The organism is Leucobacter triazinivorans, assembly GCF_004208635.1.
GTDB lineage: Bacteria > Actinomycetota > Actinomycetes > Actinomycetales > Microbacteriaceae > Leucobacter > Leucobacter triazinivorans.
Genome location: NZ_CP035806.1, coordinates 176,849 through 200,930, shown reverse-complemented (window position 1 = coordinate 200,930; position 24,082 = coordinate 176,849). Strand labels below are relative to the sequence as shown.

The 24,082-nt window shown below is 69.1% G+C and carries 23 protein-coding genes; 9 read left to right on the top strand and 14 right to left on the bottom strand.

The features are described 5' to 3' along the window. The first annotated feature begins 9 nt into the window (after nt 1-9). Nucleotides 10-528, top strand: coding sequence for a hypothetical protein (locus EVS81_RS00935; RefSeq protein WP_130108730.1), 519 nt, complete (start codon nt 10-12; stop codon nt 526-528). Nucleotides 529-678: 150 nt separating this feature from the next. Here EVS81_RS00935 and EVS81_RS00930 read toward each other — a convergent pair whose 3' ends face one another. The 3 genes from EVS81_RS00930 to EVS81_RS00920 form a co-directional block, all read right to left on the bottom strand. Then, on the bottom strand, nt 679-1,878 hold the full coding sequence (locus EVS81_RS00930) for a trans-sulfuration enzyme family protein (protein WP_130108729.1): 1,200 nt from the start codon (nt 1,876-1,878) through the stop codon (nt 679-681). Between the two features lie 93 nt (nt 1,879-1,971). Beyond that, entirely contained in the window at nt 1,972-2,775 is an 804-nt protein-coding gene (locus EVS81_RS00925; protein ID WP_130108728.1) for a methyltransferase domain-containing protein, read from the bottom strand. 107 nt (nt 2,776-2,882) lie between these two features. Beyond that, on the bottom strand, nt 2,883-3,815 hold the full coding sequence (locus tag EVS81_RS00920) for a heme o synthase (RefSeq protein ID WP_130108727.1): 933 nt from the start codon (nt 3,813-3,815) through the stop codon (nt 2,883-2,885). A gap of 96 nt (nt 3,816-3,911) precedes the next feature. On the opposite strand from EVS81_RS00920, the gene tkt reads away from it, so the two are divergent. The 3 genes from tkt to EVS81_RS00905 are packed head-to-tail and all read left to right on the top strand — an operon-like array spanning nt 3,912 to nt 8,649. After that, nucleotides 3,912-5,990, top strand: a complete 2,079-nt coding sequence (tkt, locus tag EVS81_RS00915) for a transketolase (protein ID WP_130108726.1) — start codon at nt 3,912-3,914, stop codon at nt 5,988-5,990. Further along, a complete protein-coding gene (gene tal, locus EVS81_RS00910; RefSeq protein WP_130108725.1) occupies nt 5,987-7,093 on the top strand; it encodes a transaldolase in 1,107 nt (368 codons plus the stop codon). Before tkt ends, tal begins: the two co-directional genes overlap by 4 nt. Before the next feature lie 2 nt (nt 7,094-7,095). Continuing rightward, complete coding sequence (locus EVS81_RS00905; protein WP_130108724.1) at nt 7,096-8,649, top strand: glucose-6-phosphate isomerase; 1,554 nt, start codon at nt 7,096-7,098, stop codon at nt 8,647-8,649. A gap of 58 nt (nt 8,650-8,707) precedes the next feature. Here EVS81_RS00905 and EVS81_RS00900 read toward each other — a convergent pair whose 3' ends face one another. Then, entirely contained in the window at nt 8,708-9,541 is an 834-nt protein-coding gene (locus EVS81_RS00900) for a hypothetical protein (protein WP_165384161.1), read from the bottom strand. A 253-nt stretch (nt 9,542-9,794) separates the two neighbouring features. Next, on the bottom strand, nt 9,795-10,277 hold the full coding sequence (locus tag EVS81_RS00895) for a hypothetical protein (RefSeq protein WP_130108722.1): 483 nt from the start codon (nt 10,275-10,277) through the stop codon (nt 9,795-9,797). 141 nt (nt 10,278-10,418) lie between these two features. Between EVS81_RS00895 and EVS81_RS00890 the strand changes: the two genes are divergently transcribed. Next, on the top strand, nt 10,419-10,667 hold the full coding sequence (locus EVS81_RS00890; RefSeq protein WP_130108721.1) for a hypothetical protein: 249 nt from the start codon (nt 10,419-10,421) through the stop codon (nt 10,665-10,667). Between the two features lie 414 nt (nt 10,668-11,081). Here EVS81_RS00890 and EVS81_RS00885 read toward each other — a convergent pair whose 3' ends face one another. From EVS81_RS00885 to uvrA, 9 genes are all read right to left on the bottom strand, one after another. After that, nucleotides 11,082-11,447: an RNA polymerase-binding protein RbpA gene (locus tag EVS81_RS00885; RefSeq protein WP_130108720.1), complete on the bottom strand. Its 366-nt coding sequence runs from the start codon at nt 11,445-11,447 to the stop codon at nt 11,082-11,084. Nucleotides 11,448-11,516: 69 nt separating this feature from the next. Then, on the bottom strand, nt 11,517-11,765 hold the full coding sequence (secG, locus tag EVS81_RS00880; protein ID WP_130108719.1) for a preprotein translocase subunit SecG: 249 nt from the start codon (nt 11,763-11,765) through the stop codon (nt 11,517-11,519). A 124-nt stretch (nt 11,766-11,889) separates the two neighbouring features. Beyond that, nucleotides 11,890-12,639 (bottom strand): triose-phosphate isomerase, encoded by a 750-nt coding sequence (gene tpiA / locus EVS81_RS00875; RefSeq protein WP_240740038.1) that lies wholly within the window; start codon nt 12,637-12,639, stop codon nt 11,890-11,892. Between the two features lie 98 nt (nt 12,640-12,737). Further along, nucleotides 12,738-13,940, bottom strand: coding sequence for a phosphoglycerate kinase (locus tag EVS81_RS00870; RefSeq protein ID WP_130108718.1), 1,203 nt, complete (start codon nt 13,938-13,940; stop codon nt 12,738-12,740). Between the two features lie 29 nt (nt 13,941-13,969). After that, a complete protein-coding gene (locus EVS81_RS00865) occupies nt 13,970-14,587 on the bottom strand; it encodes a superoxide dismutase (protein WP_130111211.1) in 618 nt (205 codons plus the stop codon). Nucleotides 14,588-14,691: 104 nt separating this feature from the next. Then, nucleotides 14,692-15,672: a DNA-binding protein WhiA gene (gene whiA / locus EVS81_RS00860; protein WP_130108717.1), complete on the bottom strand. Its 981-nt coding sequence runs from the start codon at nt 15,670-15,672 to the stop codon at nt 14,692-14,694. A gap of 60 nt (nt 15,673-15,732) precedes the next feature. After that, on the bottom strand, nt 15,733-16,611 hold the full coding sequence (rapZ, locus tag EVS81_RS00855; RefSeq protein ID WP_130108716.1) for an RNase adapter RapZ: 879 nt from the start codon (nt 16,609-16,611) through the stop codon (nt 15,733-15,735). Next, nucleotides 16,608-18,542: an excinuclease ABC subunit UvrC gene (gene uvrC, locus EVS81_RS00850; RefSeq protein ID WP_130108715.1), complete on the bottom strand. Its 1,935-nt coding sequence runs from the start codon at nt 18,540-18,542 to the stop codon at nt 16,608-16,610. Before uvrC ends, rapZ begins: the two co-directional genes overlap by 4 nt. After that, nucleotides 18,539-21,460, bottom strand: a complete 2,922-nt coding sequence (gene uvrA, locus EVS81_RS00845; protein ID WP_130111210.1) for an excinuclease ABC subunit UvrA — start codon at nt 21,458-21,460, stop codon at nt 18,539-18,541. Before uvrA ends, uvrC begins: the two co-directional genes overlap by 4 nt. 159 nt (nt 21,461-21,619) lie before the next feature. On the opposite strand from uvrA, the gene EVS81_RS00840 reads away from it, so the two are divergent. From EVS81_RS00840 to EVS81_RS00825, 4 genes are all read left to right on the top strand, one after another. Then, nucleotides 21,620-22,258 (top strand): helix-turn-helix domain-containing protein, encoded by a 639-nt coding sequence (locus EVS81_RS00840; RefSeq protein WP_130108714.1) that lies wholly within the window; start codon nt 21,620-21,622, stop codon nt 22,256-22,258. After that, a complete protein-coding gene (locus EVS81_RS00835; RefSeq protein WP_130108713.1) occupies nt 22,255-22,938 on the top strand; it encodes an RES family NAD+ phosphorylase in 684 nt (227 codons plus the stop codon). Before EVS81_RS00840 ends, EVS81_RS00835 begins: the two co-directional genes overlap by 4 nt. Before the next feature lie 64 nt (nt 22,939-23,002). Next, nucleotides 23,003-23,629 (top strand): GyrI-like domain-containing protein, encoded by a 627-nt coding sequence (locus EVS81_RS00830; protein ID WP_130108712.1) that lies wholly within the window; start codon nt 23,003-23,005, stop codon nt 23,627-23,629. Nucleotides 23,630-23,638: 9 nt separating this feature from the next. Then, on the top strand, nt 23,639-24,031 hold the full coding sequence (locus EVS81_RS00825) for a VOC family protein (protein WP_130108711.1): 393 nt from the start codon (nt 23,639-23,641) through the stop codon (nt 24,029-24,031). Nucleotides 24,032-24,082 lie beyond the last annotated feature (51 nt).

The following is a 24,082-nucleotide window of genomic DNA, read 5'->3' as shown; positions in this document are numbered from 1 at the left end:
TCCGTTCCGATGGGTGCTCGGACACTCCTCGTTCTGCTCGGCGTCGCCGGGTTGGTCGCGTACTCGATCCTCGGTGCGCTGCTCATGAACGATTGGGCGGTTGCCGCCGCGAGCGAGCTGCCCCTGGAACAGGCGGTGGCCGCGATGAACGCCGCCGGTCAGCCCTACGGAGTCTGGGCAGGAATCGGGTTCGCGGCGTTCGGAATCCTGCTCGCACTCGGCTGGGGCGTCCTGGCCCTGTTCGCCCGCGAGCAGCAACCGGGGTGGGCGGTGCTCCTGCTCTTCGGCAGCATTCTCGCGGCGGGCGCTCCGGCGTACTTCTTCGCATCATTCGGCAACCTCAACTCGGTCGGCGACACGTTCGTCGGCTGGGACGCCGACGCGGCCTTCGCACTCGAACTCCCGCTCTACGCCGCGAGCGCCATCGGAGCGGGCGCGGTGCTCGTCGCCGTGGTGCTCGGCCTGGTCGGAGAGGCGCCGCGCGGCCGTCGGGGCGCCTCGGCGCCGGGTCCGGCGCATTGCGAATGACGGAGTTGCTTCTCGCTCTCCGGTAGGAAACCGCGGCTTCCGTGTCGCGCTCCGACCGCTCATCGAGCAGGCTCTCGAGCACCGGGCAGATCGGGCAGCCGAGCACCGCGAGTTCCGTCGCGTGGCTGAACTGCTCGTTCGGACAGCGAATCAGGCGGGATATTCGCCACTCGGTGTCGTGTGCGCGGGCGCGCCAGACGCCCCCGCCGAGCCCATCCCGGCCAACCCCTGCTCGAGATCCGACCACAGGTCCTCGACGTGCTCGATCCCGATGCTCAGGCGCACCAGCGACTCGGGCACCTCCACGGGCTCGGCGGCATGCCTGCGACGACGCTCGACGAGCGATTCGACACCGCCCAGACTCGTCGCCGGTGTGAAGAGGTCGAGCGCGTCGACGAACGACTCGGCGGCGACAGCTCCTCCGGCGAGCTCGATCGACACCACGGCTCCGAATCCGTCGAGCTGCGCCCGGGCCCGATCGTGGCCGGGATCGTGCGGCAGGCCCGGATAGCGCACGCGGGAGACCGCCGGATGCCGGGCGAGGCGCCGGGCGAGCTCGCCGGCGGTTTCCTCCGCGCGGTCGAGGCGCAGCGCCATCGTGCGCAGCCCGCGGAGCGCGAGCCAGGCCTCGAACGGACCGGGGATGCCGCCGTGCAAGGTGCGCCGCTTCGCGAGCCGCTCCCGCAGCTCGGGATCCCGCGTCACGACGAGTCCCAGGAGCACATCTGAGTGGCCGGCGATGAACTTCGTCGCGGAGTGCACCACCGCGTCGGCGCCGACCGCGAGCGGACGTTGGCGCAGCGGAGTGCTGAACGTGTTGTCGACCACGACGAGCACGCCGCGCGCTCGGGCCGCCGCGGCCAGCGCTGGCACGTCGACGATGTCGAGCATGGGGTTCGTGGGCGACTCGAGCCAGAGGAGGTCGGCCCCGTCCAGGGCGGCCGTGGCAGCGTCGAGGTCGAGCGGATCGATCTCGCGCAGCCGCAGGGCGCCCTCCGCAGCGAGATCGCGCGCGAGCCCGATGGTTCCGTTGTACGAGGCGCTCGGCACGACGGCCGTGCCCCCGATCGGTACGAGCGACAGGGCGGCAGACACGGCCGCCATCCCGGAGGCGAAGGCCAGCCCCGGTGTCTCGCTCTCCTCGAGTGCCGCGATCGCCGCTTCGAGGGGCTCCCAGCTCGGATTCGCGTAGCGGGCGTACACCCGCTCCCCCGGTTCGGGGGCGCGCGAGCCGCGGAAGGTCGAGCTGAGCACGATCGGCGGATTGAGTGGCCCATCGGGCTCGGGATCCGGGCGGCCGAGTGCGACGACGGCGGTGCTGGGGCGGATCTCGTGCGCGTTGCTGCTCATCCTCTCAGCGTAGCGCCGCCGGTCGAGGAGTGCCCGCACCCCGGCGCACCGCACGTCCGCCCACTGCAGCCCCGTGCGCAGCCCACGGGCGGCTCAGCCGACGGTGGCGACGATCTCCGCGTGCGGCATGAGCAGCCAGCCGTCCGGGTCATCCGCCCATCGCCGCCACCCCGCCGAGATCCGCTCCAGACGATCCCGGTCGGCGAGCCCGAGGCGGATGGCGTTGTCGGCGAATGCGGACGCCACGGCGCGCTCCTCCCACATTCCGCCCCACCAGGCGCGATCCTCGTCGGATTCGAACAGCCAGAGAGAGGCCGAACAGGTGACGTCCGTGAGCCCTGCGCGCCGCGCCCAGGCCTTGAGGTGCCGGCCGGCGGCCGGCTCTCCGCTGACGCCCCGGTGGACCTGCAGGTACAGCGCGAGCCAGTCTGCGAGCTCGGGCGAGCCCGGTGACCAGATGACGCCCTCGTAGTCGACGTCTCTCGCGGCCACGGCACCCCCTGGAGCGGTCACCCGTCGCATCTCGCCGAGCATCCTGACCGGATCGGCGACGTGCTGGAGCACCTGGTGGGCGTGCACCACGTCGAAGCTGCGGTCGGCGATGTCGAGCGCGTAGGCGTCGCCGGTCGCGAAGCTGAGATTCTCCAGGCCGAGCGGTGCCGCGTCGGTCGCTGCCTTCTGCACGACCTCTGCGGACGCGTCGACGCCCACGACCCGGCCCGGAGCGACGAGCCGGGCGAAGTCCGCGGTGATGGTGCCCGGCCCCGCGCCGATGTCGAGGACCTTGGCGCCCGGACGCAGCCGGGGAAGGAGGTACGCAGCAGAGTTCTCGGCGGTGCGCCAGGTGTGCGAGCGCAGCACGCTCGCGTGGTGTCCATGGGTGTACGCGTCGGCCATGCGGCCACCCTATCGCCCGGGCGGCCCCGACTCGGAACGGCGGCCCCGACTCGGAACGGCAGCCCCGACTCAGAACGGCGGCCCCGACTCGGAACAGCGGCCCCGACTCAGAACGGGAGCAGCGGATCGATCGCGATGGCGAGCGAGAGGAGGGAGAGGTAGGTGATGGAGCCGTGGAAGACCCGCATGGGCTTGCCCTCTCGACCCCGAATCGCGCTGCCGTAGAGCCGGTGCGCCTCGATGATGAAGTGGGCACCGGCGGCCAGCGCGACCACCGTGTAGACCCATCCCATCGGCGCGACCGGGATCAGCAGGAGGCTCGAGGCGACAGTGGCCCAGGTGTAGAGGATGACCTGCAGCCCCACCGTGACGCGCCCCCGGACGACGCCCAGCATGGGGACGCCGGCGGCCGCGTAATCGTCGCGATAGCGCATCGAGAGCGGCCAGTAGTGGGCGGGAGTCCACAGGAAGATGATCAGGAAGAAGATCCACGCGGGCCAGGCGAGGTCGCCCGTGACGGCGGCCCAGCCGATGAGCACCGGGAAGCAGCCGGCGATCCCGCCCCAGATGATGTTCTGCTCGCTGTGGCGCTTGAGCAGAAGGGTGTAGATGACGACGTAGAAGAAGATGGCGGCCGCGGAGAGCGCGGCGGCGAGCCAGTTCGTGGTGAGCAGCAGCCACGCCACAGAGAGCACACCGAGCACCCAGGAGAAGACGAGGGCGTTGCGATCGGAGATCTCGCCGGTGACGAGCGGTCGGTTCTCGGTGCGCTTCATCTTGCGATCCATGTCGCGGTCGATGTAGCAGTTGAACGACCCGGCGGAGCCGGCGCTCATCGCACCGCCGATCAGCGTCGCGAGCACCAGCCAGAGATTCGGAAGCCCGCCCGCGGCAAGGATCATGGCCGGCACGGTGACCACGAGCAGCAGCTCCATGACGCGCGGCTTGGTCAGCGCCACATAATTCTTGACGGTGCGACCGAGCGTGCGACGCGGAGGGGTCGCCGCGGTCCGGGACTGGGTGGGGATCTGCGTGGACATCAGCACCCATGATACCCGCCCGCGTCGCGGGAGCAGCCAGTAGGATTGATGCGGTGAGCGCGAATGCGCCCGTTCCTGCACTCGGAAAGGTGAGACTTGGGAAACGAACTGCAGTGGGATGAACTCGACGATCGGGCGGTCGACACCGCCCGCGTCCTGGCCGCGGATGCGGTGGAGAAGGTCGGCAACGGACACCCGGGCACGGCGATCAGCCTCGCGCCGGTGTCGTATCTGCTGCATCAGCGGGTCATGCGGCACGACCCGGCCGACCCGAAGTGGATCGGCCGGGATCGATTCATCCTCTCGGTGGGGCACTCCTCGCTGACGCAGTACGTGCAGCTCTACCTCGGCGGATACGGGCTCGAGCTCGACGACCTGCGGGCGCTGCGCACGTGGGGCTCGAAGACGCCGGGTCACCCGGAGTACGGGCACACCGACGGCGTCGAGATCACCACGGGTCCACTCGGCCAGGGCCTCGCCTCGGCCGTGGGCTTCGCCTACGCCGCCCGCTACGAGCGCGGCCTGTTCGACCCCGAGGCGGCGCTCGGCACGAGCCCCTTCGACCACTTCGTCTACGTCGTCGCGGGCGACGGCGACCTGCAGGAGGGCGTCACCTCCGAGGCGTCGAGCCTCGCGGGTCACCAGGAACTCGGCAACCTGATCGCGATCTACGACTCCAACCAGATCTCCATCGAGGACGACACCGACATCTCCTTCTCGGAGGATGTGGCGCAGCGCTACGAGTCGTACGGCTGGCAGGTGCTCGAGGTCGACTGGAAGAAGACCGGCGAGTACGTCGAGGACCTCCACGAGCTGCACCGCGCGATCGAGGCCGCGCAGGCCGAGACCGCGAAGCCCAGCCTCATCATTCTCAAGACGATCATCGGCTGGCCCTCCCCCGGCAAGCAGAACACGGGTGGCATCCACGGCGCCAAGCTCGGCGCCGAGGAGCTCGCGGGGCTGAAGACCGCGCTCGGCTTCGATCCCGAGGAGCACTTCGCGATCGCGCCCGAGGTGCTCGAGCACTCCCGCAAGGCCGTGCAGCGGGGCGCCGAGACGCGCGCCGAGTGGCAGCGGTCGTTCGACGCCTGGGCAGCGGCCAATCCCGAGCGCAAGGCGCTGTTCGACCGTGTGGAGGCGCAGCAGCTGCCCGAGGGCGCTCAGGAGGCGCTCCCCTCGTTCGAGCCCGGCGAGAGCATCGCCACCCGCGCGGCGAGCGGAAAGGTGCTGGCCGCGCTGGGGCCGATCATGCCCGAGCTGTGGGGCGGCTCGGCCGACCTCGCCGGCTCCAACAACACCACGATCCCCGGGGTGCCGTCGTTCGTGCCCGCCGGGCATTCCACGACCAGCTGGACGGGAGACCCCTACGGCCGGGTGCTGCACTTCGGCATTCGCGAGCACGCGATGGGTGCGATCCTCAACGGGATCCAGCTTCATGGGAAGACCCGCTCCTACGGCGGCACCTTCCTCATCTTCAGCGACTACATGCGCCCGGCCGTCCGCCTCGCCGCGCTCATGAACGTGCCCAGCATCTTCGTGTGGACCCACGACTCGGTCGCGCTCGGCGAGGACGGCCCCACGCATCAGCCCATCGAGCAGCTCGCTACGCTGCGCGCGATCCCGAATCTCGCGATGGTGCGGCCGGCCGACGCCAACGAGGTGTCGGCGGCCTGGCACGAAGTGCTCTCGCGTCACGCCGGCCCCACCGGTCTCGCCCTGACTCGGCAGAACGTGCCGGTGCTCGAGGGCACCTCGGCGGAGGGGGTGCGGAAGGGGGCGTACGTGCTCGCCGACTCCCCGACGGGGAAGGTCGACGTGCTCCTCATCGGCACCGGTTCGGAGGTGCAGCTCGCCGTCGAGGCGCGGGAGCGCCTCGCGGCCGACGGCATCGGCGCGCGCGTCGTGTCGGCCCCGTGCCTGGAGTGGTTCGCCGAGCAGAGCGACGCGTACCGCGAGAGCGTGCTGCCGACCTCGGTCGCCGCGCGCGTGAGCGTCGAAGCGGGCCTCGCGCTCGGCTGGGAGCGCTACGTGGGCGACCGCGGCCGCTCGGTCTCGATCGAGCACTTCGGAGCATCCGCCGACTACCAGACGCTGTTCCGGGAGTTCGGGATCACGACCGACGCCGTGGTCGCCGCGGCGCGCGAGAGCATTGCAGCAGTGGAGGCCGCACGATGAGCGCATCGACCCAGCACCTGAGCCGCGCAGGCGTGAGCATCTGGCTCGACGATCTCTCCCGCAGCCGCATCGAGAGCGGCGAGCTGGGCGCGCTGATCGAGAGCCACGACGTCGTCGGGGTCACGACGAACCCCACGATCTTCGCCGGGGCGATCGCCGGCGGCGCGGGCTATGCCGAGCGGATCGCGGCCTGCGCGACTCGAGGGCTGGGCGTCTCGGACACGATCGTCGAGCTCACCACTGCCGACGTCGCCGATGCGTGCGACGTGTTCGCGGAGGTGTACGCCGACACCGGCGGCCGCGATGGTCGGGTCTCCATCGAGGTGGAGCCGGGTCTCGCCCGCGACACCGCAGGCACGGTGGCACAGGCGCGCGAGCTGTGGGCGAAAGTCGACCGGCCGAACGCGATGATCAAGATCCCCGCGACGGTCGAGGGCCTCGAAGCCATCACGGAGACCATCGCTGCCGGGATCAGCGTGAACGTGACGCTGATCTTCAGCCTCGAGCGATACCGGCAGGTGATCAACGCCTATCTGACGGGTCTCGAGCGGGCGCGCGCGGCCGGTGTCGATGTGGCGGGCATCCACTCGGTGGCCTCGTTCTTCGTCTCCCGCGTGGACAGCGAGATCGACGGCCGTCTGAACGCGATCGGCACCGACGAGGCGCTCGCGCTGAAGGGGCAGTCCGGCGTGGCCAACGCCCGCCTCGCCTACGAGGTCTTCGAGCAGTCCTTCGCCACCGAGCGCGCCCGGCTTCTGCTCGATCTCGGAGCCAATCCCCAGCGCCCGCTGTGGGCATCGACGGGAGTCAAGGATCCGGCGCTGCCCGACACCCTCTATGTGGCCGAGCTCGTCGCGCCGGGCGCGGTGAACACGATGCCCGAGGCGACGCTGCGCGCGTTCGCGGATCACGGCGAGGTGCGCGGGGATACGGTGACCTCCGAGTACCTGGAATCGAACCAGCTGCTCAACGCCATCGCCGCTCAGGGCATCGACTACGTCGAGGTCACCGAGAAGCTCGAGCTGGAGGGACTGCAGAAGTTCGACGCGTCCTGGGACGAACTCTACGGCACGGTGGAGCGGGAGCTGCGGAAGGCGGGTTAGGCATGAGCGTTCAGCTGAGCATCGGATCGGGGATCGCGAGTTTCGACGAGCCGTTGCAGCGGCTCGTATCGGAACGGGTGGCCGGCCGGATCTTCGAGCGGGACGCCGCACTGTGGGGTCGCCCCGCCGAGCCCGAGGCCGCGATCCGACTCGGCTGGACCGACTTCATCCGGACCGCGGAGCAGCTGATCCCGCGGATCGACGGGCTGCGCGCCGAACTCCTGTCCCAGGGCGTCGACCGCTTCGTGCTGTGCGGCATGGGCGGGTCGAGCCTGGCCCCCGCGGTCATCACCCGCTGGGCCGGTGTGGAACTCACCATGATCGACTCGACCCACCCCGATGCCGTTCGACGGGTACTGGATCCGGAGGCGCTCGCGCGCACAGCCGTCGTCGTGAGTTCGAAGTCCGGCAGCACGATCGAGACCCGCAGCCATCTGGCAGCGTTCACGGAGGCGTTCCGCGGTGCGGGGATCGACCCGGCCGATCGCATCGTGATCGTGACCGACCCGGGGTCGCCTCTCGACGGGGAGTCGCGCGCTGCGGGCCGGCGCGTGTTCACCGCGGATCCCCACGTCGGAGGGCGGTTCTCGGCGTTGACGGCCTTCGGCCTCGTTCCCGCCGGGCTCGCCGGCGCCGACCTCCGCACGCTGGTGGCCGATGCGCAGCGCGTGCGCGCGTCGCTCGCGAGCGACACGACGGAGAACCCGGCGCTGCGCCTCGCCGCGGCGATCTCGGCGGGACTCCCCGAGCGGTTCGTGCTCGCGGTCTCGGAGGTCGACGGGTCGGACTGGGGGTTCGGCGCCTGGATCGAGCAGCTCGTCGCCGAGTCCACGGGCAAGGAGGGGCGCGGCGTGCTGCCGATCGCTCTTCCGGTATCGTCGGCCGAGTTCGCGACGCCGCCCGACAACACGCTGCGCGTGCGCACCGGCGCCGATCTCCCCTCCTCCGACGGAGACTGGGAGCTGGCGACGGCGGGGGCGCTCGGAGCCCAGATCCTCACGTGGGAGGTCGCCACTGCGGCCCTCGGACGGATCATGGGCATCGACCCGTTCGATCAGCCCGATGTCGAGGCCGCGAAGGTCGCAGCGCGCGCGGCGCTCGGTGCGCCGTCGGAAGAACGCGGCACGAGTGTCGATCCCCCGGCGCCGGTGCGCCTCGCGGAGCAAGTGCGCGGGGCGGTGCCGAGGGGCGGCTACCTGGCGATCCAGGCCTACGTGGATCCCGCGGGCCGCTGCGCAGCCGCACTGCGTCGTCTGCGGGAACGGCTCGCCGCCGCTCTCGGGGTTCCGGTGGCGCTCGGCTTCGGCCCGTCATACCTGCACTCTGTCGGACAGCTCCACAAGGGCGGGCCCGCGCTCGGAGCGTTCCTGCAGGTCATCGAGGTGGCCGATCGCGACCTCATGATCCCCGGAGGAGAGAGCAGCTTCGGGGCGCTCATCGCGGCCCAGGCGCGCGGCGACCGCGACGTGCTCCGTGAGCGCGGGCGACCGGTGCTCGTGCTCGCGCTCGCCGGCCCGAACGACTCCTCGCTCGACGAGTTCCTCGCGGCGCTGTAGTCGGGCGCGCGAGGGGGCGGCCTCCCGAGGACGGAACGGCCCTCGTGCGGTGACGACGCTACTGCCCGATCGACGGGTGCGCCTCGAACCAGCGCTTCATCTCGTCGAGCCGATCTCGATGCCGGTCGACGAATTCCTGCTCGAGTTCACCGATGATCCGATCGGTCGCCGCTTCGATGTCGACCTCCTGTCTGCACTCGATATCGGCGACGGCGATGGTCCGCTCCTGCTCGTAGAGCGCCTCGTACTTCGCCTTGTCGGGCAGCCAGTCCTGGCCGTCTTCGAGGAATACGGTGTCCTCCAGGGAGGTCGCCCCCGGTTGCGTGGCGGCCATCAGCTCGTCATACTCCTCGAATATCGAGTCGCCGGCGTGCTCCCACGTGTCGAACACGTGTCCCCTTTCCGCCATGCAGTCCGACCACTCCCCGAGCACCCGGCGCCAACTCGCTGAGGACTCGACTTCCTCAGGAATGATGTTCATGAGCTCGATGAGATCGTCGTACGGGGTCGCCTCGATGCTTGCTCCACCGTCTTCTCCGGTTTCTTCTGAGACGACTCCAGCACTCTCGATCTCGTGCCTCGCCGCGGCGTCGCAACCTCCTTCGCGCCAGTCGTATTCCGCGTCTTCGGGATCGATACCGTCCCAGTCCGCCCCGAAGAGCGCCTCCGAGTAGGCGGCGAACATCGACGCCGACATCTTCGAGGTGTAGTACTGGTTCGGGTCGGTGATCGCGGTCTCCTCCGTCACCGGCTGGTACTCGAACTCCCGATACGGTGGAACGATGCCGTAACCCTGCTGCGCCGCTCGTTCGACTGTGAACTCCTCGTCGTCGAACTCCCCCGGGGCGTCTTCGACGGGCTCGGGCCAGTAGTCGAACCCCTGCTCCTTCATGCATTCCGCGACTAAGTCCCCATACGCCGGGGTATCTGCCTCGGCCGCCGCTGCCTCGTCAATAACGATGGCATCACCGAGTGAATAGTCGCCGATAGCGCTCCAGTACGGCGAGAGCGGTGAGTTCATCGCTTCGTCCGTGGGCTGTTCTCTGACGGGCGTGCACGCCGAGAACAGCAGAGCAGCGAGTATCAGCGCGACTGCTCCGGCCCAACTCCTGGAGAGCATGAGGCACGCCGGGAACACGCGGCGGCTAGCCACTCGCATCATCTCCCGATTCCTCCTGCCACGCGAGGGAGACCGCCCAGTCACCCGAGCCCGTCACCTTCAACTGAGCGGGTGAGACAAGATCGGGATCGAATACGACGGTATGGCGGAAGATGGTACCGTCGCACTCGATCTCCCGGACCGTCTCCCCGATATCCCCTGTCGCCGCGACCTCGATCCGCAGATACGATCCCTCATCGCAGGTGGCATATGTCACGAAGCGGTTCCCCCGAAGTTCGGCGAACGAGAGGACCGTGTTCTCCGGGGACGCGGAATCGATCCGACCGATCTGATGATCGCCGGACACCATGGGCAACCGCCAGGCTTCACTGGAGGCGAACGACCCGGCCGCATTGTCCTCGACGACGAGAGTGCCCGTGGGTTGCTGCGGTTCGGCAGTACAGCCGATCGTCGTCCACATCACTCCAGCGAGAGCGACCACGCTCAACGGATGCGCCCGTGCCTTCATTTGATCTTCCACTGCGCCATGTTGGGACCCGATCCGCGCACAGTGACTACCGGTGACTTCGAAGTCGAGACCCGATGGAGCTTCTTGCCCTGGTACGTGTAGGACTTAGTCGTAACGGACTTCTTGGTGTAGAAACCCTTGGTGACGATCCCACGTGTACACGAGACGGTCTTCTTGGGTGACACCGAGAACGTTGCGCTCGTGCTGTATCCGGAACTCAGGCTTTTCGACACGCCACCTGAGACGCTCGCAGACACCCTCGCGAAGATCCAAGCGGACGCCTCTGCGCTCGCGCTCAAGCTGAGGGATCGTGTAACTGTCGTAGACGTGGTGGCTTCGCATTTGGCGGAGATGGCCTTGCTCAGGCCGTTGTACACCGAGTCAGTGTAACCGGTTTTAAAGCCAGTGTGATCGATCACAGGGGTCGAATAGCACACGGTCTGCTCCTTGAAGAGCCTCCCACCGCTGTACACCTTCGTTGTCTTGCACGGCGCTCCGGCGGCGAATGCCGGAGCGCTCGATGTCGCAAGTCCCGCTCCCGCGAGCAGGACGGAGATGAGGGTCAGAATAACGAGCCGAGCACCCGCTCGCTGGCGCACGGGCTGATTATAGGAAAACATGATATTTACGGGGGTTCCTTTGCTGTAGACACTCTCCCCAGTTTTGAATTCCCATGAATAATCTAGCACAGTCCCAAGCCCACGAGCGCCCTCCAGACGCCGTCGAGGGGAACCGCACCCGCGGACGGCAAGAGGGCCGGGACTCCAACGGGGATCCCGGCCCTCTTGATGCGGCGGTCAGCCGCTACGCCGACTTGCGGGCGGTGCCGCGACGCTCGCGGAGCTTCTGGAGCGCATTCTCGAGGAGCTCGTCAGCCTCTTCAGGCGTGCGGCGCTCCTTGACATAGGCGAGATGCGTCTTGTACGGCTCGTTCTTCGGGAGCAGCGGCGGATTCTCCCGGTCGCGCCCGGCGGGCAGACCGGTGGTGGGAGAGTCGATCTGCTCGGGGATCTCCTCTGCGGCGACATCGGCCGCGAAGTAGCGGACCGTCTCGTTGCCCAGGGCGTCCCAGTACGAGATCTGGATGCGATCGGCACGCGCTCCGTGATCCTTCTCCCCCATGGGGCCGGATCCGACGCGCGCACCACGGATGGCGTTGCTGCCGGCCATGGATACCTTTCTGACGATGCTGCGCGCCCGCGAGGCGTCCCGCGGGCGCGATGTGGAGGGTGAGCGGGTTCAGACCACCGAGAAGCGGGCGATGAGCCCCAGGCCCACGATCGACGTGACCCACACCAGCGAGACGACGATCGTAATGCGATTCAGGTTGCGTTCAGCGACACCCGACGAGCCCAGGCTCGAGGTCACACCGCCGCCGAACATGTCCGAGAGGCCGCCGCCTCGACCCTTGTGCAGCAGGATGAAGAGGGTGAGCAGCAAGCTCGTGATCACGAGGATCACGATCAGTGCGATCTTGAGGATGAGCACGCGGTTCACCTTTCAGGGGTCGAGGGCGTGGAAGTCCATCGTTCAGTATATCGGGCACGGCTGCGCATCGACTGCAGGATCGCCGCACCCCGCAGACGGCCGACGTCGTGCGGAGCGGTCCGCGCTATGCCGCGGTCACGTGCTTCTCGAACTGGACGATGCGGGAGAACTCGTCGGCCTGGAGGCTCGCGCCGCCGACGAGCGCGCCGTCGACGTTCGGCTGCCGCAGGAAGCCCGCCACGTTCTGACTCGAGACCGAACCGCCGTAGAGGATCCGCGTCGCCGCGGCGCGGGCGTCATCGCGAAGATCCCGCAGTTGCTCGCGCAACGCACGGGCGACCTGCTCGGCCTGCTCCGGTGTCGCTGCCTGACCGCTGCCGATCGCCCAGACCGGCTCATACGCGACGACGAAGTCGGCGTCGGCGGGGAGCTCCGCGATGGCGGCGCCGAGCTGCGCGAGCGGGATCGCCGCGGCACCGTGCTCCTCGAGATCCTCTGCGGTCTCCCCGACGCAGATCATCGGCACCATCCCTGCGCGATGGGCCGCGAGGGCTTTCCGACCGACGACATCATCGCTCTCGCCGTGGCCCTGGCGCCGCTCGGAGTGACCGACGAGCGTGTAAGTCACCTCGAGCTTCGCGAGCATCGCGGCAGAGACGTCGCCGGTGTACGCTCCCGACTCGTGAGGCGACACGTCCTGCGCACCGAGCTCCAGCGACAGCTTGTCGGCCGCGAGCAGGGTCTGCACCGATCGCAGGTCGGTGAACGGCGGGAACACCGCCACCTCCGTCTGCCGGTAGTCGTGCCGCGCATCCTTCAGGCTCCAGGCGAGCTTCTGCACGAGAGCGATGGCCTGGAGATGGTCCAGGTGCATCTTCCAGTTGCCCGCGATGAGCGGGGTGCGGGGCGTCTGCGGCAGGGGCTCGCGGATCGCCGGGCCGGTCGCCTCGGGCGCCGCGTGGTCCTGATCGTTCACGCGAGTACCTCCAGTCCGGGGAGCTGCTTGCCCTCGAGGAACTCGAGGCTCGCACCGCCGCCCGTCGAAATATGGCCGAACTGATCGTCGTCGAAACCGAGCGCGCGCACGGCCGCAGCCGAGTCTCCGCCGCCGACGACGGTGAAGCCGTCGGTCTCGGTGAGTGCCTGGGCGAGGGTTCGGGTGCCGTTGGCGAACGCGTCCATCTCGAACACGCCCATGGGGCCGTTCCAGAACACGGTCGAGGACTCGGCGATCACCTCGGCGAACGCCTGCGCGGAGGCGGGTCCGATGTCGAGGCCGATCCCGGCGGCTCCGAACCGGGAGGACTCGATGGCGTCGGCCGGGACCACCGCGTGGTCGGCATCGGCGGCGAACGCCTCGGCCACGACCACGTCGATCGGCAGCACGATGCGCACGCCGCGCTTCTCGGCGTCGGCCAGGTATCCGCGCACCGTGTCGAGCTGGTCGGCCTCGAGCAGGCTGGAGGCGACACCGTGCCCCTGGGCCGCGAGGAAGGTGAAGAGCATGCCGCCGCCGATCAGCAGCGTGTCCACCCGCTCGATCAAGTGGGAGATGACACCGAGCTTGTCGGATACCTTCGATCCGCCGAGCACGACCGTGTACGGGCGCTCGGGACGCTCGGTGAGCCGCTGCAGCACTTCGAGTTCTGCGGCGACCAGGCGCCCGGCCGCACTCGGAAGCAGCTGCGCGAGCTCGGTGACGCTCGCCTGGCGACGGTGCACCACGCCGAATCCGTCCGAGACGAACGCATCGCCGAGGGCGGCGAGCCGCTCGGCGAACGCGCGGCGATCCTGCTCGTCAGCGCTCGTCTCGCCCGGGTTGAAGCGCAGGTTCTCGAGCAGCACGACGTCCCCCTCGCCGAGCGCGCCGACGGCCGCCGAGGCTTCCGCCCCCACGGTCTCCTCGACGAACCCGACGGGGGCCCCGAGCAGCTCCCCCATGCGCACCGCCACGGGCCGCAGCGAATACCGCGCCTCCGGAGCGCCCTTCGGGCGGCCCAGGTGGCTGATGAGCACCACCCGGGCGCCGGCTGCGCGCAGCTCGCGGATGGTGGTGAGCGATGCCCTGATGCGGCCGTCGTCGGTGATGACGCCGTCGGTGAGCGGGACGTTGAGATCGCAGCGGACGATGACCGTCCGAGAGCGCAGCGATCCCAGGGATTCGATGGTGCGCATGGGTGGGGCGGGCTCCTCGGGTATGCGGGTCAGATCAGGCCGGGGGTCTGCGACCGAGCGTTCTCGAAGCGCTGCGCCACGTCCTGCCAGTTCGCGATGTTCCAGAACGCCTTGACGTAGTCGGCCTTCACGTTGAGGTAGTCGAGGTAGAAGGCGTGCTCCCACATGTCGAGCATGAGCAGCGGCGTCTGGCCGAGCGGCACGTTGGCCTGCTGATCGAACAGCTGGAAGATCGAGAGGCGCTGGCCGATCGTGTCCCATGCGAGCACCGACCAGCCCGATCCCTGGATGCCGTTCGCAACCGCCGCGAACTGCGCCTGGAACTTGGCGAACGAGCCGAACTGATCTTTGATCGCCTCGGCGAGTTCGCCCTCAGGCTCCCCGCCGCCCTCGGGCGACAGGTTGTTCCAGAAGATCGTGTGGTTCGTGTGACCGCCGAGGTGGAAGGCCAGATCCTTCTCGAGCTTGTTGATGTTCGCGAAGTTCTCGGTCTCGCGGGCCTCCGCGAGCTGCTCGAGCGCGGTGTTGGCACCGGTCACGTAGGCCTGATGGTGCTTGTCATGGTGCAACTGCATGATCTTGCCGCTGATGTGCGGCTCGAGAGCAGCGTAATCATAGGGAAGTTCGGGAAGTGAGTAGGCGGCCATGCGGCGCTCCAATCTCTCGTTCATCAGTTGTCGGCTCCAGTCTATGGCTCTCGACGGGGAATCGTCGGAGAACGCGGGGCCTTGACCGTGGACCGGTCGGTGGGCTAGAGGGAGTCCAGCTCCTCAGGCAGGCTCGCCTCGGTGCCGGGAACGCCGCGCGCCTCGGCCTCCTTGTCTGCCATGGCGAGCAATCGCCGGATGCGCCCCGCGATCGCGTCCTTGGTGAGCGGCGGATCGGCGCGCGCACCGAGATCGTCGAGGCTGGCCTCGCGGTGCGCCAGGCGCAGGTGGCCTGCATATCGGAGATGCTCCGGGACCTCGTCGCCGAGGATCTCCAGCGCGCGTTCCACACGCGCGCAGGCGGCGACGGAGGCCTGCGCGGAGCGGCGCAGATTCGCGTCGTCGAAGTTGACGAGCCGGTTCGCGGTGGCGCGCGTCTCGCGCGCGCGGCGCAGCTCCTCCCAGCTGGAGCGCGCCTGGTCCGCGCCCATGGCGCCGAGCATCTCACCGATCGCCTCGCTATCGCGCACCATGACCTTGTTCTGGCCGCGGATCTCGCGGCTCTTGGCCTCGACCCCGAGCCGGCTCGCGGCGCCGACGAGCGCCATCGCGACCTCGCTCGTGGGGCAGAGCAGCTCGAGCCCCGCGGAGCGGCCGGGCGTCGTGATGCCGCCGCGCGCGAGGAAGGCCCCCCGCCAGACGGCGGCGAGTTCGGCCTGGGCCCCGGTGGTCAGCCGATTCGGCAGCCCGCGGATCTGCCGCCGACGCTGGTCGAGGAGGCCGAGCTGTCGCGCCAGGGTCTCCCCGTCGAGCACGCGCACGAGGAACTGCGGCGCGCCGGGCCGCGTGCTCGAGGGCGGCAGCTGCTTCGCCTCAGACCGCACACCGTAGAGCTCAGCGAGGTCCTTGCGCACGCGCTGCACGATCTGCGGGGTGTGCAGTTCCGCCTCGAGCGCGATGCGGCCCGAGATGGTGTGCAGCCCGCCGGCGAGACGGAGGATCGTCGCGACCTCGGCAACCCGTTCGCCGGTGCGCTGCACCGGGAAACGCACGAGTTCACTCTTCACCTCGGGGGTCGACAGCACGAATGGAATCCTTTCGGAGTAGGGCGTGAGAGCGCGCAGCTGTGAATGACGACGCCCGGATCACTCGCGACCGAGGTCGCGGTGACGCAGGCTGACGCTGACGCCGGGCAACCCGGCGAGACGGTCTGCGAGCTCGCGGGCGGTCGCGACCGAGCGGTGTTTGCCGCCGGTGCATCCTACCGCGAGAGAGGCATGACGTTTGTTCTCGCGCTGGAATCCCGCGAGCACCGGAGTCAGTGCCGCGACGTAGTGGTCGAGGAATTCCGCCGCCCCGTCGCGGCTCATCACGTAGTCCTTCACCTCGGGATCGACCCCGGTCAGGGGCCGCAACTCCGGGACCCAGAACGGGTTCGGCAGGAAGCGCATGTCGACCATGAGGTCGACGTCGGTCGGCGCGCCGTACTTGAAGCCGAAGCTGACCACCGAGAGCTGCAGCCCGGGCGTGTTGTCGTCGGAGAAGAGATCCCGAGTGGCGGTCGAGAGATCGTGCACGTTGTAGCGCGAGGTGTCGATCACGACATCGCTGGACGCGCGCAGTTCCTGCAACCGTTCGCGCTCCAGACGGATCCCCTCGAGCAGGCTGCCGGCTTCGCCCTGCAGCGGATGCGGTCGACGTACGGACTCGTAGCGGCGCACGAGGATCTCGTCGGTGGCGTCCAGGAACACGATGCGCACCGTCGCGTTGCCGCGCAGTTCCAGTACGGTCTCCTGGATCTCGCCGGTGAGATCCCGGCCGCGCACGTCGACGACCGCTACGATCCGGGGCAGGGCTCCCCCGGATCGGTCGGCCATGTCGGCCAGCGTCTTCAGCATCGACAGCGGCAGATTGTCGACGACGTACCAGCCGAGGTCCTCGAGCGTGTTCGCCACCGTGCTGCGCCCGGCCCCGGACATGCCGGTGACGATGAGGATCTCCTGCCCGGATGCCTGCTCGTTCATTCCCGATCCTCCCGATCCCGCGTCGATTCTCGTGCCGTCTCAAGCTTAGCCGCAGCCGCCGGTGCCGGTTCTGTCTCGAGATGGGCACGCACCTGCTCGGCGAGCTTCGGTCCCAGCCCGGGCGCCGCGGCGAGTTCCTCCGGCGACGCGGTGCGCAGCCGGGCCACCGAGCCGAAGTGCTTGAGGAGGCCCTGCACGCGTTTCGGTCCGAGGCCGGGGATCTCGGAGAGTCGGCTCGCGATGGAGGTGCTGCGGCGCTGGCGCTGGAACGCGATGGCGAATCGGTGCGCCTCGTCGCGCACGCGCTGCACGAGGAACAGCGCCTCGCTCGTGCGCGGCAGGATGACCGGGAAGGGATCCCCCGGCAGCCAGATCTCCTCGAGCCGCTTCGCGATCCCGCAGAGCGCGATGTCGGTGATCCCCGCTTCGTCGAGGGCGCGGGCCGCGGCGCGCACCTGCGGCTCGCCTCCGTCGACGATGATGAGCTGCGGGCGATCGCGGTAGATGCCGTTCGGCGCCTCGTCGCTTTCGCGCGCGTTGACGAGCTGCGCCGCCCGGCGCGAGACGACCTGGTGGATCGAGTCGGTGTCGTCGCGCGTCTGCTCGATGCGGTACTTGCGGTAGGCCCCTTTCGCCGGCAGTGCGTCCTCGAACACGACGAGAGAGGCGACGACGCCCGTGCCCTGCAGATGCGAGACGTCGATGCACTCGATGCGCAGCGGCGGCTCGTCCATGCCGAGCGCGCGCTGCAGCTCGGCGAGGGCGTCGGTGCGTGCCGTTAGGTCCGCCGCGCGCTTGAGCTTGTGGCGGATCAGGTGTTCGCCGGCGTTGAGCACCGCCCGCTCCATGAGCTGGACCTTGTCGCCGCGCTCGGGCACGCGCAGGCGCACGCGACCTCGGCGGGGGCGGTGGGCGCTCAGAGCCTCTTCCAGCTGCGGTGCGTTCTCCGGCAGCTGGGGCACGAGGATCTCGGGCGGCGGCTCCCGTTCCCCCTCGTACGCAGATTGGATCACCTGTTCCAGGAGCGTGCCCGGCGAGTCGTCGAGCTCGACATCGACGATCCAGCTGCGCTCGCCCCGGATCCGTCCGCCGCGGATGATGAATTGGTGGGCCGATGCCGCGAGTTCGTCGGCGCGCAGGCCGAAGACGTCGAGCGAGACGTCGAGCCCGAGCACCACGGCGTTCTTCTCCATCACGTGCTCGACGGCCTGCACCTGGTCGCGCAGCCGCGCTGCGTCCTCATAGCGCTGGTCGCCGGCGGCGTCGCGCATCGCCCGCTGCAGCCGCTTGAGGTGCGAGCGATCGCCTCCGCCCAGGAACGAGACCAGCTCGTCCACGCGCGCGCGGTGCTGCTCGATGGTGAGCTTCTGCGAGCAGGGGCCGCTGCAGCGGCCGATCTGGCCGGCGAGACAGGGCCGTCCGCTCTGCATGGCGCGCCGGTAGTCGGCGTCGTTGCAGGTGCGGATGGGGAACGCCTGGTGCAGCAGCGCCGTGGTCTCGCGCAGGGCCCAGACCTTGGGGTACGGTCCGAAGTACCTCGCGCCGCGGATCTTCTCGTTGCGGGTGATGATGAGACGCGGCGCCTCCTCACGCAGGGTCACCGCCAGGTACGGGTAGGTCTTGTCGTCCTTGAACTGCACGTTGAAGGGCGGCTTGAACTCCGTGATCCAGGTGTGCTCGAGCACGAGCGACTCGGTGTCGGTAGCGACCACCGTCCAATCGAGCTGGGCCGCGAGCGACAGCATGGTGCGGGTGCGCGGCATGAGCGAGTGGATCGGCTGGAAGTAGTTGGCCAGCCGGGCTCGCAGGTTCTTCGCCTTGCCGATGTAGAGCACCCGACCGTGCCGATCGCTGAAGCGGTAGACCCCCGGACTCGTCGGGATCTCGCCCTGTGCCGGGCGGAACGAGAGGCGGTGGTCGTCTGGGCTCAAGCCGACTCCCGCTGCGCGTGCTCGCGCCGGACCGCTCGTGCGGACTTCGCAGCCCACCCCTCGAGCACCTCCCCGAGAAAGCGCCCCGTATGGCTCTCCGGATGCTTGGCCAGCTGCTCCGGGGTGCCCTCGGCGAGGATGGTGCCGCCGCCGGATCCGCCCTCGGGCCCGAGATCGATGATCCAGTCGGCACTGCGGATCACGTCGAGGTTGTGCTCGATCGTGATCACGGTGTTGCCCTTGTCGACCAGGCCGTTCAGCACGAGCAGCAGCTTGCGCACGTCCTCGAAGTGCAGGCCCGTGGTGGGCTCGTCGAGCACGTAGATGCTGCGGCCATTCGAGCGCTTCTGCAGCTCGGTGGCCAGCTTCACGCGCTGAGCCTCGCCGCCCGAGAGAGTGGTGGCGCTCTGCCCCAGACGCACATAGCCGAGACCCACATCGACGAGCGTCTTCATGTATCGGTGGATCGAGGAGATCGGGCGGAAGAACTCCTCCGCCTCGGCGATCGGCATCTCGAGCACCTCAGAGATGTTCTTCCCCTTGTACCGCACCTGGAGAGTCTCGCGGTTGTAGCGCTTGCCGCCGCACGCCTCGCAGGCCACGTAGACGTCGGGCAGGAAGTTCATCTCGATCTTCAGAGTGCCGTCGCCAGAGCATGCCTCGCAGCGGCCGCCCTTGACGTTGAAGCTGAAGCGACCGGGCAGATACCCGCGGGTCTTGGCCTCCGGGGTGTCTGCGAAGAGCGTGCGGATCTTGTCGAAGACACCCGTGTACGTGGCCGGATTCGACCTCGGAGTGCGCCCGATCGGGGCCTGATCGACGTGCACGACCTTGTCGAGGTGCTCGAGGCCGGTGACACGGGTGTGCTTGCCGGGCACGAGACGGGCGCCGTTGAGCTGGTTGGCGAGCACGCGGTAGAGGATGTCGTTGACGAGCGTCGACTTGCCCGACCCGGAGACGCCGGTGACAGCGGTCATCACCCCGAGCGGGAAGACCGCGTCGACGCCCTTGAGGTTGTTGGAGCGCGCGCCCACGACCTTGAGTTCCCGCTTACGGTCGCGCTTGCGGCGCTTCTTCGGCGTCTCGATGCTGCGCCGCCCGGCGAGGTAGTCGCCGGTGATCGAGCGGGAGTTCTCGAGCAGCTCGCCGTACTCCCCCGAGTGCACGACGGTGCCTCCCTCGACGCCGGCGCCGGGGCCGATGTCGACGATCCAGTCCGCGGCCTCGATCGTCTCCTCGTCGTGTTCCACCACGATCAGCGTATTCCCGAGATCCCGTAGCTTCAGCAGGGTCTCGATCAGTCGGCGGTTGTCCCGCTGGTGCAGGCCGATGCTCGGCTCGTCGAGCACGTAGAGCACGCCGGTCAGCCCGGAGCCGATCTGGGTGGCGAGCCGGATCCGCTGCGCCTCGCCGCCGCTGAGCGTGCCCGCCGCGCGGGCGAGGGTGAGGTACCCGAGGCCGACCTCGATGAGGAAGTCGAAGCGCAGGCGGATCTCGCGCAGCACCTGGGCGGCGATTCTCGCCTCGCGCTCCGTGAGCCGGACCTCGTCGAAGAAGCGCTTGGCGTCGGTGAGGCTGAACGCCGTGACGCCCGCGATCGATTCGCCGTTGACGGTGACCGCGAGCACCTCGGGCTTGAGGCGCTGCCCGTGGCAGGTGTGGCAGGGCACCTCGCGCAGGAACTCCTGCCAGCGATCGCGCTTCGCGTCGCTCTCGGCCTCGGCGTACTGGCGCTCGATGAACGGGATCACGCCCTCGAAGCCGCTCGAGTACTTGACCTCGCGGCCGAAGCGGTTCTTCCACCGCACGTTGACCTTGAAGTCGTTGCCGTACAGCACCGCCTGCTGCACGTCGGCGCTCAGCCTCTCCCACGGCGTGTCGAGCGAGAAGTCGAGGTCGTTCGCGAGGCCCGTGAGCAGCTTCTCGTAGTACTGGTAGAGGCTCTTGCCCTGGCTGGTCCAGGGCACGATCACGCCCTCCGTGATGGAGAGTTCGGGATCGCCGAGCACGAGATCCTCGTCCACCGACATGCTCGTTCCCAGACCGGAGCAGGTGGGGCACGCGCCGAAGGGCGCGTTGAACGAGAAGGTGCGCGGCTCGATCTCCGTCAGCTGGACGGGGTGCTGATTGGGGCAGCTGAGGTTCTCGGAGAACACCCGCGTGCGCTCCTCGGCCTTCGGGTCGAGATCGACGAAGTCGATGCCCACGATGCCGCCCGCGAGCCGCAGCGCGGTCTCCAGCGAGTCGGTCAGGCGGCCGAGCACATCGGGACCGGCGACGAGGCGATCCACAACCACCGAGATGTCGTGCTTGATCTGCTTCTTCAGCTTCGGCGGGTCCGACAACTGCACCATCTCGCCGTCTACGAGCGCACGGGAGTACCCGCTCGCCGCGAGATCCTGGAAGAGGTCGACGAACTCGCCCTTCTTCTTGCTGACGACCGGGGCCAGCACCTGGTAGCGGGTGCGCTCCGGGAGATCCATGAGGCGATCGGCGATCTGCTGCACGGTCTGCGACTCGATGCGCTCGCCGCACACCGCGCAGTGCGGGATGCCGACGCGCGCCCACAGCAGACGCATGTAGTCGTAGATCTCGGTGATCGTGCCCACCGTGCTTCGCGGATTGCGGTTGGTCGACTTCTGGTCGATCGAGACCGCGGGGCTGAGCCCCTCGATGAAGTCGACGTCGGGCCGATCGACCTGGCCGAGGAACTGCCTCGCGTATGCGCTCAGGCTCTCGACGTAGCGCCGCTGCCCCTCGGCGAAGATCGTGTCGAACGCGAGGCTCGACTTGCCGCTGCCCGAGAGTCCCGTGAAGACCACCATGGAGTCGCGGGGGATGCTGAGATCGAGGTTCTGAAGGTTGTGGACGCGTGCGCCTCTGACGCTGATGTGCGCGTGCGAGGCCGACGAGCGGATGGGGGCGGGACTGGGGTGGGCGGGCGTGGAAGTCACTCGCCCATTCTACGTCGCCCGACGGGCTATTCGAACATATCTACGACGAGTTTCGCGGGTGGCGCACTTTCCGGGAGGCGTGCTTTCGGGTACTATTGACGCAAGTACTCGAAAGGTGTTGAGATGTCGATCGCACAGCTCCCCGGCAGTGGTGCCGCTGCCCCGCGGGTCGCCCGAGACCGGGTGGCCCGGGATCGTCTGCTCGCTCTCGTCACCCAGATCGAGGGCGACGGCCTCGATGTGGCAGAGGAGATGCTCGCCGGGATCGTGGCCCACCAACACGCCGGGACCCGGGGCCTCACGAGCACCGAGGTGTCGGTGCTCGATCGCCTGGGTGTGGGCGAGGCCGCGCTGCAGGCGCCGACGGCGCTGCCCGCGACGACCCGGGGCCGCCTCTGGGAGCGGCAGGCGGAGCAGCAGTCCTGCACCGTCTCCGAGGCCGCCGACATGCTCGGGGTGACGGCCGCCCGCGTGCGCCAGCGCTGCACCGCGGGCACGCTCCTCGCGCAGCGCCGCAGCGAGGGCTGGCGCCTTCCGCGCTTCCAGTTCCCCGACGGGCGCGAGCCCCGCGGCTGGTCCGCGGTGGCGCAGGCGATACCTCCGGGCACCCCGCTGCTGCTGACGGAGCGCGTGCTCACCTCCCCCGCGCCGCGGCTGCGGGTCGACGGCGAATCGCTCGCGCCGCTCGAGTGGCTCGCGCAGGGCGGGGATCCTGCGACCGCGGCTGCGGCGGTCGACGACGCGCTCAACCGCCTGCCGTGAGCGAGACCCTGCCCCCGCCCGATCCGGCGCGCTTCCCCGACCTCGCGGAGGATCCCCGGTGGGTGCGGGAGACAGCGGCCGGCACGCTGCACGCCCGGATCTTCCGCGCGGGTGGCGCGCACGCCGTCGAGTGGTTCGAATTCCGCGAGTTCGGCCCGCTCGACGCGCGCTTCGACCCGCATCCCGAGCCGACGGGCGAGCATCCCGGATGCGGGGTCATGTACACCGTGCTCGAGGGAGCTGGGGCCGGCGAGAATGACGATGCGGTGCTCACGACCGCGCTCGCCGCCTGTCTGCTCGAGGTGTTCCAGCAGCATCGCATCATCCGCCGTCGGGCGGGATCGCCGACCCTCGCCGTGTTCGAGACCGTACGCCCGCTCCGCCTGCTCGATCTGAGCGACAGCGACTGGGTCGCGGTGGCGGGCGGCAACGCGGCCATCGCCTCGGGCGACCGCGAACGGTCGCGCGAGTGGGCGCGTGCGATCCGCGCGGCCTACCCTGAGATCGACGGCGTGCTCGCATCATCGTCGGTCGTGCCCGCGGCCCGGATCGCCGCGCTCTGGGCGCCGACTGCCGACGCGCTCCCCCGGCACCCCCTCGCCCTGCTCGAGCTCGACCGCGAGGAGCTCACCGGGGTGATCGATACGATCGCCGAGCGCTACGGGTACCTGCTTCTCTAACGACTCGTCACGGGCGCGGGCCCGAAGCGCGGGAACGTCCGGCGCTTCCGCATACACTGACCGCATGGACGGCACGGCGGGAACCAAGATCGACCTCAAGAAGGAGCTCGACGCCTACCGGGCCCGACGCGGCGAGTTCCGCGTCGTCGACGTGCCCCCGATGCGGTACCTGATGCTCGACGGTCACGGCGATCCGAACAGCTCGCCGGAGTTCGCAGAGTCCGTGGAGTCGCTCTACCCGCTGGCCTACGCGATGAAGTTCGCGAGCAAGCGCGCACTCGGTCGGGACTACGTCGTGCCGCCCCTCGAGGGGCTGTGGTGGGCCGACGACATGACGGCGTTCACCTCGGCGCGCGACACGTCCGCGTGGGAGTGGACGCTCATGCTCATGGTGCCCGAGTGGCTCGACGGTGCGGCGTGCGCCGCTGCAGTCGCGCAGGTGCGCGCGAAGGGCGGTGCGCCCCGCCTCGACGAGGTGCGGTTCGAGGAGCTCGCCGAGGGGCTCTGCGTGCAGACGCTGCACGTCGGCTCCTTCGACGACGAGGGACCGGTGCTCGATCGGATGCACGGTGAGTTCATTCCGGGCCAGGGGCTGACGCTGGCAGGCAAGCACCACGAGATCTACCTCAGCGACTTCCGCCGCGTCGCGCCCGAGAAGCAGCGCACGATCCTGCGCCAGCCGGTCGTGTAGTTTGGGCACATGGCGCTCAAGTTCGACTTCATCGGTATCGTGACGGCCGACCTCTCGGCCTCGCTCGCGTTCTACCGACTCCTCGGGATCAACACTCCCACGGATCAGGACGATGCGCCTCACGTCGAGGTGGAGCTCCCCGGCGGCATGAGGCTGGCGTGGGATCCCGTTTCGACGATTCAGAGCTTCGACGCGGGCTTCACGCTGCCGACGGGTGAGAACCGGATCGCGCTCGCGGTGCAGGCCGACTCCCCCGCCGAGGTCGACGAGGCCTATGCTCGGGTGATCGCCGCAGGCCACCGCGGCCACGCCGAGCCCTGGGACGCCCCCTGGGGACAGCGCTACTCCACCGTGCTCGACCCCGACGGCAACTCGATCGACATCTACGCGCCACTCGTCTGAGCCGCGTCACGCAGACGGGCTGGTGTGCAGCATCCCCATGGGTGTGCAGCC